Here is a 10649-nt window from a genome sequence, read left to right on the forward strand (position 1 = left end):
CTCCGTGTCAACCCAATGAATTTGGAACACGCGCTTTGCTAAGTCCACGCCGAATGTCGTAGTCTTCATTTCTGGTCCTCCTAACCCTCGGTGGTCGTTTTCAACACCACCAGTTTGGCACTCCGCTGCTGTCAGCTATGGCGAGTGCCCCGCCGTTGCTGCTGCCTCGCCTTACCGATCCGGGAGGGAGGCGTCCATACCATCTTTCTACGCAAGGACAGTGGCGATCGGGACTGCCATAGCGGCAACTCATGCGACTTGAAGGGCAAAAGGCGCAGCAACCAGACGCATGAGTCCAAGGCTGATCGCTTTGCACGGTTGCCACCTGGCCAAGGCAATGGCGAACGAGCGCGCTTCCGCATAGTCGCCGCGCTCGACGCACAGTCTTACCTCGGCGGCAGAGCGCAACACCGCGGCGTGCTCGTCAATATGGCATTCTTTCGGAGGAAATTCGTGCTTTGTCATGAGTTCATTTTCCTCCGAAAAATGCGAGCGCAGATGCTCGATCATTCGATCCAACATCGCTGGCACGTCCGCGTCGGCACATTTCTGCAGGTTCGCGACACACCCCACGAACTCGCGATGGACCTGGTCCATCGATTCGTAGCCGAGCGTCATGCTGTCGTTCCATTCCATAACCGCTCCGAAAATAACAAGCGGCCGACGTTGTCGTCGGCGATGGTTTGCACGAGTTTTCCAGCATAGGTAGCATTTTTGCCCCTTCTGCATTAGCGCTCGGGGTTGGCAAGTCCGGTCTTTTGAGAACTCCTTTTGTTTAGTGCTTGAGGTTGGAAGACCAGCGATCGCGCTTTTCCGATGCTTCAGTGCCCTTGGGCTCATGCACATCACTGGGTGGACCGCGCTGACCGCGTAGGCTACTTTGTTCACACGGATGATCCGCCTCTCATGCGTGGGCATGCGAGAGCCCTGTCCTTCCTTTTCGTAGGTGAAGGAACGTTCGTCCGCATTTACTGCAGCATAAGCTTTTATTCGGACGAGATAACTCCCCTCAATCTTGATAGACTTTCAGGCAACGCGAAAAAGTCGCGGCCCTGATTGACGCGCTCCACACTCTGGCACTGATGCGGCTCTCGCTGTGAATTGAAAATTTGGTGGAATGCATGGATCGGATGGCCAGCCTCACAGCATTTGTCCGTGTCGTCGAAAGCGGCGGCTTTACTGCTGCCGCACGCAGACTCGACCTCTCTATAACGACGGTCAGCAATCACGTCCTGGCACTCGAAGACAGTCTTGGCGTGCGTCTGTTGAACCGCACCACGCGCCGTGTCAGTCTGACCGAGATAGGTCGCGAGTATTACGAGCGCTGCTCACAGATCTTGCTGGATCTAGCGGAAGCGGACGAGATAACCAGCGCCTTGCAGGTGACGCCCCGCGGCCGGCTTCACGTGCGATGCCATCATTCGCTGGACCGATTCATCGCTCCGGTCGTGACGCGCTTTCTGGGCAACTACCCGGAAGTCTCGCTGGATTTTCAGATCGACGCCATGATCGACCCCGTGCGGGAGGGATTCGACCTATCGATAATGCCGGCATCGCCGCCCGATTCGACCTTGATTAGACGGACCTTGGCGAAATGGCGTTACCTGTTGTGCTGTTCGCCGGCTTACCTCGAAGCTCACTCCACGCCCCGCGGTCCGACCGACCTGCTCGACCATAACTGCTTGATTTACGCCCACTCGATCTTTCGCAATGAGTTTCACTTTGTCGATTCCACCGGCAAACCAAAGAGCGTTCGCGTTTCGGGCAATCTGGTGACGGCCAGCATTTCGGTCATGCGCGAAGCTGCTGCTGCCGGACTCGGGTTATGGCTGTGCCCCCCGTTTCTTGTTTCCGATCTTCTAGCTTCCGGGGCGCTCGTTCCGCTGCTGCCCGACTACCGAACACAGGAGTTGGAGATCGTTGCGCTCTACCCCCATCGGCGGCAGCTAAGCGCCAAGGTTCGACTACTCCTCGACATGCTGATAGAGCGATCCAACGACGAGCAACGCTGGCTCGACGCCATGCCGTATCGATAAGTCTGAATCCCTTGCGTTCCGACTGGGCCACCGGCAGTTCCAAACAGACGTTCGCTTCGCGCTCGACCGGTCCTCTATTGAAAAAACTGCTTCGCGCGCGAGGCGAAGCGTCATGCGCCAGACAAAGTCGATAAGCGTAGTCGGCCGCCTCGCTCGAGGCGCCCCATCGCGGCTCTTTTCTTTTCTTCCATTATTAATGCTCTGCCGGTTCATTGAGTTCGTGCCGACTCGCCTATCAAGCGAGTGTTAATCCGCTCCTAGAAGCCGTAGTCTAGCGTGTAGTCGCTCTTCCTTCTTGCAAGCGATGGCGAACGATCGAAGCATATGTCGACCGACGATGTATGGCCTCGACTTGACCGATTGAAACATCCGTAGGTCGGTGCATGACAACGACGCCTCAGCGATTGAGTCCGAGTTTCAACGAAAACTACCGCATGGCAACGAGACCTTTTCGTGTGGATACCCACGACCACAAATCATGCCGATGAAGCCAACATATACTGGAAGCAGTCTTTGACTAAGGACCGCCGCGTGGCTGGTCGGAGACATAACGACAGCGGCCGCAGGACACCACGGGACTGTGGGATAGTCTTGAGACACCGGGCAAGGTGGCGAAGTTAGCGCCTTTAGGCGAACGGCTGACGGGCGACGCTAGCTCCGGGGTGCATCAACATAGATGCGGCGGGTTGGGTCTGAAGGCTCCCTATAAGCTGGGGGCTAGGCTCAACTTCACCAGGATGCATATCCCACTGCGAACTATGCATCCTTAGAAAAGCTCTAAGAACTGGTAAGCTTGGATAACTAAGGAATATTCATTGAGAAGCGGTCTGGGATCCATGGCCGATCGTCTCTCGTAGTGGCTCACTTGATAGCTGGGCAGTCTGAACAGGGCTTCCAAGGAACCGAACACCGCGACCGCGAAGCGACGCGAGCTGTGAAGCAATAGCATGGCTGGAGCAGGTGCCCGCACGACTAGCGCAGCGACTGCAATGCGACCTCCTCCATTTATGATTCCGCCAGATTGTCTTATTCGATTTCGCTGCGCGGTTCTGGCGAAGCCGCGGAGATCTCGCACCCCAGAACGGCGGTTTCGCCTGCACTGTGCCGACCATTCCAGCCGCTGAAGGCCCAGACTTCGCAGATTGACATTGCCTCAGTTTCGACGCGATCGGCCGACTTATTAACAAGACGCTTAATCTCCTTTGCCGCGACGCTCCGCGTTGCCCAAGTGGTCGACTCCAAAAAGCGACGACGGTAAGTCGAGCCCTGCGCGACATATGTGGGCCCTCAGCGGGCGGTCCTAGCTGCGATCTGGCACCGAGTCTTCAACCGATTTCCGGATGTACAGAATCGGGCGGCTCGCGACCTCACGAAAACCTTAGACCACCGACCGTCACCGCCCGGCCATTTACCATTGCCTTTGGATTCGCGTGCGCGATTGCCTGTAATCGACCCGAAGCCGACGTTCGACGACACCCTCTCGAACCTCTGCAATACGGTGGGTTACCGACGCCGGCGGCTTCACGGCGTTTGGACAGCCGCATCTTGCCTTGGCCAACTTCGCAGTTTCGAGTCGCCGTAGTTCGCATCCCGTGTCGCCTCTCAAAGGCGAATGGGCTAAGTCCAACGTCAAAGACCTTTAGTCGATATTACAGGCCACCACGTCCGATTTCCGACTAAGATATCGCACTGCAAGGTCAGCGTAAATCAAAGCGTCGAAGGCATATCTTGGCTGGTCCTTTAACGCGGCTTGCCGCATCGTGTTCAGGAAAAACGGTAGTCGGCCAGTTTCAGGCATGATGTCGATGGCTTTCACATCCATTCTCAATGCAGCTACCAGCTCGCGTTTCAAATTTACTCGCGGACGTTAAATGGGCGTTATAGCGTACTACTCCTCTTCGATTCAAGACTTTTCCCGAGACGACGACGACCGGATTATCGGCGTACTCACCGCAAATCACCAACACGCACTCGAAGGTTCACAGCGGTTTGCGTGGACAGAGCAGCTAAAAATTCTGAAACCCGCACTCGCATCCTTCGAAGGAAGAATTTTCCTAGAATGCTATGTCCCACGCATGGGTAAGCGCGCCGACGCAGTGATTTTGATGCATGGGCTGGTGTTCATACTCGAGTTCAAAGTGGGAGCCCGCGAGCACGACCGAGGTTCGATCCTCCAAGCTATAGACTACGCATTGGATTTCAAAAACTTCCACGAGGGGAGCCACCTCGTGCCGATTGTGCCAGTCTTGATATCGACAAACTCCTCAGCGCCGACGCTAGCTCGCTTAGTGCTCGCCAAGGATTTAGTTGCTGACCCCGTAGTGACGAATGCCGCGAGCCTTCAGTCCCAATTCCGCGCAATTTTTGCCAGCCGAGACTTTCCGCCGCTGGATGAACAGCGCTGGATGGACTCAGGGTACAGACCAACTCCCACAATTGTCGAAGCGGCGCAGGCACTCTATCGAACTCACAATGTCGCCGACATCGCTCGCTCCGATGCGGGCGCCAAGAACCTTCGAGAGACTAGCGCCAGGGTGAGCGAAATAATCGATGAAGCAAAAAGCTCACGCACGAAAGCGATTTGCTTTGTGACCGGCGTTCCGGGATCGGGAAAGACGCTCGCTGGTTTGAACGTTGCTACGAGACGATCAGACGAGCATAAGGACGAACACGCGGTTTTTCTGTCTGGCAACGGGCCCCTGGTAGCAGTTTTGCGCGAAGCCTTAGCCCGAGACAGAGCAGCTCGCGAAAAGGTCTCTAAGGCGAACGCAGAACGTGAGGTTCGCAGTTTTGTACAAAACATTCATCATTTCCGTGACCACTACGTCGCGAACCAAGAGGTGCCTGCAGAGAAAGTTGTGGTTTTCGACGAGGCGCAGCGAGCTTGGACGCGCGAGCAGGCATCAGCATTCATGCAGCGAAAGCGGGGCCAGTTGAACTTTGACATGTCGGAGCCCGAGTTTCTAATCAGTGTTATGGACCGCCACGAGGATTGGTGCACCATCGTGTGTCTAATTGGTGGTGGGCAAGAAATTAACACTGGAGAGGCAGGATTTTCGGAATGGGTAGCTGCTCTTGAAACTCGCTTTCCAGATTGGGTGGTGCATGTTTCGCCGCGCATCTCCTTGCCAGATTACAGTGCTGGCGGTGACATTCCTCGATTCCTTCAGTCTTCGCGAGTTCGCCAGGACGCTCAGTTACACTTAGCGGTATCGATGCGCTCGTTCCGCGCTGAGGCGCTTTCCGACTTTATCGGCCATGTCGTAGATAATGTGCCGAGCGCTGCGCGCACAGCATACGAACAAATCCGGTCAACCTACCCAATTTTTTTAACCCGGGATCTCGCCGTGGCGCGTGACTGGCTACGTCAAAAGGCGCGAGGTTCCGAGCGCTTTGGGTTAGTAGCCTCGTCCGGCGCACAACGTCTGCGTCCGCTTGGGATACATATGAAAGCGCCGATCGAACCAGTTAATTGGTTTCTTAATGATGCGTCGGACGTACGCTCAGCCTTCTATCTCGAGGAGGTGGCTAGCGAGTTCGACGTACAAGGCCTGGAGCTAGACTGGGTCGGCGTCTGCTGGGATGCCAATTTTCACCATAACGGTCATGAGTGGGTAAGCAAATCGTTCAAAGGTAGCAAATGGCAGTCGGTCAACGACGCTACTCGGCGGCTTTACTTAAAGAACGCTCATCGCGTTATCCTGACTCGGGCCCGGCAGGGCCTCGTCTTATGCATCCCGCGGGGCGACGGCAACGACTGGACCAGGCCGCCCGCCTACTACGACGGAACGTATCACTTCCTACAGCTGTGTGGCTTGCAAACTCTCGACAGTGACAGGTCGCCTGTTGAATGACCGGTAGCGGGGGCTGAGCGGCTGCCTCAACGCCCGAACGTCAAAGCGTACGAACGTCACTTGGCCGACTGCCGAAACTCGCAGCTCGGGCGTTGTTTATCCCCCGCAAGCGGCCCAAACAGCCGTACCCGCCCCCTTGCCGCCATTTGGTTTGCCGCGAAAGCAACGGCCGATTGCAATGCTCAACGGCCCTTCACTCGCGCGGATTTTCTGGTGTTCACTGGGGGCCTGGCGACGTGCGGCATGAACCCGCCAGCGCCCTAATTTTTTTCTGACACGAGGGCGGTCGGACAACCATGCTGAACTGCCGCTTGTTCCGTCGGCGAGCCGCAGTACAGGCCGCCTTGTTGTCGCTTGTGTCTCTGCGACGGCTCCGCTCCAGATTTTAGTATGGCCTCTCTCGTAGTCCGGATCGCCTTACCAAAGCTGCTATCCGTCGCGACGTGCCTGTTGTCAATGCTCGCGAGCCAATGTTCAGCGCTAAGGCACCAGGGGGATCCTACGCTCCTCATGAGCAATGCGAGCCATCGCCGAATCGAGGCATCTATGGCCTTTTGCCGCCGACGCCGCCGCTCTGATGTACTTCACATCATCTAAATTAGGCACTTGCCGCCTGATCAGAGGTTGGCTGCTGCTCGATATAGATTGGTTCAATGCGGATCCGCGACGCTCAATCCGTGGAAGGAATCGGGTACGTTTCGTCTTTGCTGCCTACCTGCGCTTTTGGACAGCCCCCGACGGGCGGCAGGGACGGCCGCCGGAAACGATGACCGTGTTGCCACCTCCCATCGGAATGTCGATGTCTTGTGGTACCTAAAGTCGTAAATGTCTTTATTCGCCTTCGCGCCAAGGGTAAACGCGGGTACGATGAATCTCTAAGCGAAGTTCTAAATCCGGGATCCATGCCGTTACGAAAGCAAATCGATCTTTAACGATATTGGCTTCCGAGCCCGACCTTCCCAACAGCCACGCGTCCAACCTGGGTTTCCAAGGATTCACCGCATTTGTCCTCGCCGAGAAAAATGCATTCAAATATCGCGGCACCAACCGGTGGCGGGTCATTATCCGATCGATACTCGACAATCGCGCAAATCAGTCCGAATAAAAGAGTCCAATGAAAAATATCAATGCAGCAGCCGTAATGCACAATTCGGATCACCCTTCTTTCGAAAGTTCATCGTCTCCCTTAATAGGCTTGTTTGTTTCTCGCGTCGCCAACGACGTGGTCGAAGCTGCGGATTTCGATTCGTGCTCACCGGAAGCTCAAAAGAAAACCACTCGCGCGCTCCAACTGGGTCCGCAATGGCTCTCGGATCGGTTTTCCCACCCGACGGGTGTCCACGACTTCAAGGTCTACGTTCCGGCGAATTATCGCGGCGCACCCACCTCCCTTATAGTCATGCTTCATGGCGCCGGCCAGGACGCCGATGACTTTGCACTCGGCACCGGAATGAATCTGGCCGCTGAAAGTGGCGGCTGTATCGTCGTTTATCCCGAGCAGGGAACGAGTGCCAACATGTTCAGGTGCTGGAACTGGTTTCGGCCGGCAGATCAGGTCCGCGATTCAGGCGAAGCCTCGATCATCGCGGGAATTACGCGCGAGGTGATGGCATCCTACGCGATCGATCCGACCCGCGTTTTCGTTGCCGGAATGTCGGCCGGCGCGGCGATGGCAGTGAACCTTGCGGTCACTCATCCCGACCTTTACTCGGCCGCCGGGATTCATTCAGGCTTGGCGTTCGGTGTCGCCGACGAAGCATTTTCGGCGATGACCGCAATGAGGACGGGAACCTGCACCGCCCAGCTGAGCGCCGCACGAGACGCGATGGGCGTTTGTCGTGCGGTGCCCCTCATCGTCTTTCACGGTGATCAAGACACCACGGTGCATCCGCTGAACGCTCAGGGGCTGATGCAGATGCATCGGAGCCTGATGCTCGGCACGGATGAGGCATACGCCTCGGTTACCACCGAACTCGGACAAGTGGAGCAAGGCTATCCCTATACCCGCAGCACGTATCGACGTAGCGGCGGCGGGGAGGTCTTCGGCGAACAGTGGCTGATCCACGGGCTTGGTCACGCCTGGTCGGGTGGCGATCCCGACGCCACTCACACGGACGCCCGGGGACCGAACGCTGCGCGAGAGATGATGCGATTCTTCGAGGCCGTCGCCGACTCACGATAGATGGCCCGCAAACGCGCGGGCCAAATAGGCAGCGCGTCAAGATAATAATTGGGTCGTTTATACCTTTTTCAAATTATCCAGCTTAGGAATAAAAAAGGGCGACGTAAAAAATACGAACCGCAAATTGCATTCTTGCATAAATGAAATAAGGCTTGACGCTTGAATTTAATGCTGTAGGATGAATTTCACCGTGCAATGCAGCAACGCATTTTTCACCTCTCCCGAAATCCCAAACCCGTCTAAAAATTAAATGGAGTAATTCATGTTCTTTCTTCCTCCGCAGCAAATGGCAGCATTTCAAAAAGCTAAATTCCAGGCGTGGATGAGCTTGACCGATAAGTATATGGACGGCTTTCAAAAGCTAACGCAACTTAATGTGCAAACCATTAGAACGCTCATTTCCGAAAACGAGGGTGTAACCAGGCCAGCGCCTGAAAATGCCAGCGACGTGAACGAATGGCAATCGAAATTGCTTACGCAAGTTCCGGAAAAGGCAGCATCGTATAGTCGGCATTTTTTTGCGATTGTCTCGGCAACAGGCGAGCAGGTGGCGCGAGAGGCGCAAAGCCAGTTTGCCTCATATGGCGGTCACATGAACGAGATCTTCAAGACTGCGGTTGATCACGCATCCGAGGCGTCGGAAAAGGCTGCTGTGGCCTTGGAGACGAACTTGAAGCAAGCGACCACGGCCTCGGTCGAGGCGACAGCGAACGCGGCTGATTCCCTGGCGAAGGAAACCCAGTCGAATGTCTCGGCCGCAAGCAATGCAATGAAGACCGGCGCCGATACGGCCGCGCAATCGATGAACAAGCCGAACCAAAAGCACTAAGCATCTGCAGTCCCGCTGCTTCAGGACTAGTCACTGCAACGACAAGCAAAGGCCCGCTTCCGAGCGGGCTTTTGCTTGTTGAACTCCGACAGCACGCGAGCGCGCCCCGTCGCGACCTCGCTGGCTGTCCGCCGTTCCAAACTTTTGAATTATCCCTCAACTCGAACTTGCTCCAGTGCAACGCTGGACATTGCGTCGTGGGCAATAAATTCTTTCGATTCTCACGCTTGGAGCGGATACCCCCTATTTGCATTCGTACAAGTGGCGTAACTTGCAGATAAGGGTTCGGGCCGTCGTCCGACCCACCTGGGAATAGCCCTTGCGCTATACACCACAACACCAATTTCCAAGAACATCATTTTTTTTCGTTTTCCTAACTTCATGGATTTCAAAATGCGCCTGCTCACTACACAAGACGGTCTTCCCCGTATCTCCTGGGGTGCCGTCATCGCCGGGGTCATCCTCTCCCTCATCGCTTATCTGATCCTCACGGTGCTCGGAACTGCAATTGGGGCGTCTGTCCTGTCGCCGCTTACTCAGCCCGATCCCGCGCGCGGATTCGCCTTCGGATCGGGCGCTTACATGATCGTGATGACGGTGATCGCGGTGTTCATCGGTTCATACTTCGCCGGCCGTTGCGCGCCGGTACTGGGCTGGCTTCACGGGCTCCTCGCCTGGGCGGTGATGATCATCGTTATGGCTTACGGCGCAACGTCGCTTTTAGGAAGCGCCGTCAACGCCGCCGGCAGTATTGCGTCGACAGGCGCAACGGCGACCGCAGCAGCGGGTCCGTCCGCAGCCAGTGGAACGATGATGAGCTCACTCAAGGAGCAGGTCCAGGGCGCGGTGGCCTCGGCGACGGCCATGGCCTCCAGTCCGCAAGCTGAAGCCGACACACGCCAGGCCGCAGACACTGCAGCGCGCGGCGTCGCCCGTGCGTCATGGTTCTCGTTTGCTGCGCTCGTGGTCGGCGCGATCATCGCAATCGTTTCCGGCGTTGCGGGCTTTCGCCATCAGCCGCCGTTCGAGGACGCCGGTGGTGCTGCATACAAGGACGACGCCGTGCGCTCAGCGCGACGCACCGTACCGGGCAGCCGTCCCGCGCACTGAGCGCGATACAACTTTGCGAGTCGGAGGACGGGCATGAGCGGTAACGATGAACCGACGCCGAATCTCGAAGGCGGACCGGCCACCTTGATCGCGAGCGAGGAACGGCTCGCCCTTACGGCTCGCGAACAGGAGACCGGCGCGCTTCGGGTTCGAACCGTCACTCATACCGAGCTACACGAGCTTCCCGTCCTCTTGCACAGCCGTACGGTGCAGGTAGAACGCGTTGCAGTAAATAGATTCGTCGACGCCCAGTTCGCCCCGCACCAAGAGGGCGACACCTTGATCGTGCCCGTCTTCGAGTACGTGCCCGTGACCGAATTGAAGCTGTTGCTCAAAGAAGAGGTACGTATAACGACCGTCGTCTCTACCGAGACCGACGTTCACGTTGCAGAGGTGCAGCGTCAGCAAGTCGTCGTTGAAAGACGAGTCGGATCAGCGGGAGACTGGATTGCGGACCCCGCGATACCGTCCTCTGGCGTAGGCGATTCCGTTTCAAATCCCGCTGGATAGATTTTAGCCTCTTTTGAATTCAGAGTGGGTGTTTGTGCGGGTCAAGGGCGGGCGGGAGCCCGGAGCAGCGAACCCTTGAGGCGCTTTGCATCGACAAGCTGGAACATGGCTGGTTGCGGCAGAATGCG

The 10649-nt window shown here is 56.6% G+C and carries 7 protein-coding genes; 6 read left to right on the top strand and 1 reads right to left on the bottom strand.

The window, feature by feature from the left end:
• Window positions 1–249: 249 nt before the first annotated feature.
• Window positions 250–636 carry a bacteriohemerythrin gene (locus IAG25_RS40480; RefSeq protein WP_187609819.1) on the bottom strand — a complete coding sequence of 129 codons (387 nt, stop codon included), beginning with the start codon at window positions 634–636 and terminating at the stop codon, window positions 250–252.
• A 485-nt stretch (window positions 637–1121) separates the two neighbouring features.
• Between IAG25_RS40480 and IAG25_RS40485 the strand changes: the two genes are divergently transcribed.
• The 6 genes from IAG25_RS40485 to IAG25_RS40510 all read left to right on the top strand — a co-directional run bounded on the left by IAG25_RS40485 (window position 1122) and on the right by IAG25_RS40510 (window position 10521).
• Complete coding sequence (locus tag IAG25_RS40485) at window positions 1122–2036, top strand: LysR family transcriptional regulator (RefSeq protein WP_187609820.1); 915 nt, start codon at window positions 1122–1124, stop codon at window positions 2034–2036.
• 1871 nt (window positions 2037–3907) lie between these two features.
• The gene (locus IAG25_RS40490; RefSeq protein ID WP_187609821.1) at window positions 3908–5890 is read left to right on the top strand and encodes a DUF2075 domain-containing protein; all 1983 of its coding nucleotides are present in this window, start codon (window positions 3908–3910) and stop codon (window positions 5888–5890) included.
• 1114 nt (window positions 5891–7004) lie between these two features.
• Window positions 7005–8072, top strand: coding sequence for an extracellular catalytic domain type 1 short-chain-length polyhydroxyalkanoate depolymerase (locus IAG25_RS40495; protein WP_187609822.1), 1068 nt, complete (start codon window positions 7005–7007; stop codon window positions 8070–8072).
• A gap of 262 nt (window positions 8073–8334) precedes the next feature.
• Window positions 8335–8901 (top strand): TIGR01841 family phasin, encoded by a 567-nt coding sequence (gene phaP, locus IAG25_RS40500; RefSeq protein ID WP_238218430.1) that lies wholly within the window; start codon window positions 8335–8337, stop codon window positions 8899–8901.
• Between the two features lie 393 nt (window positions 8902–9294).
• The gene (locus IAG25_RS40505; protein ID WP_187609823.1) at window positions 9295–10011 is read left to right on the top strand and encodes a hypothetical protein; all 717 of its coding nucleotides are present in this window, start codon (window positions 9295–9297) and stop codon (window positions 10009–10011) included.
• A gap of 33 nt (window positions 10012–10044) precedes the next feature.
• Window positions 10045–10521 (top strand): YsnF/AvaK domain-containing protein, encoded by a 477-nt coding sequence (locus tag IAG25_RS40510; RefSeq protein WP_187609824.1) that lies wholly within the window; start codon window positions 10045–10047, stop codon window positions 10519–10521.
• Window positions 10522–10649 lie beyond the last annotated feature (128 nt).

It is taken from the genome of Caballeronia sp. EK (assembly GCF_014384845.1).
Classification (GTDB): domain Bacteria; phylum Pseudomonadota; class Gammaproteobacteria; order Burkholderiales; family Burkholderiaceae; genus Caballeronia; species Caballeronia jiangsuensis.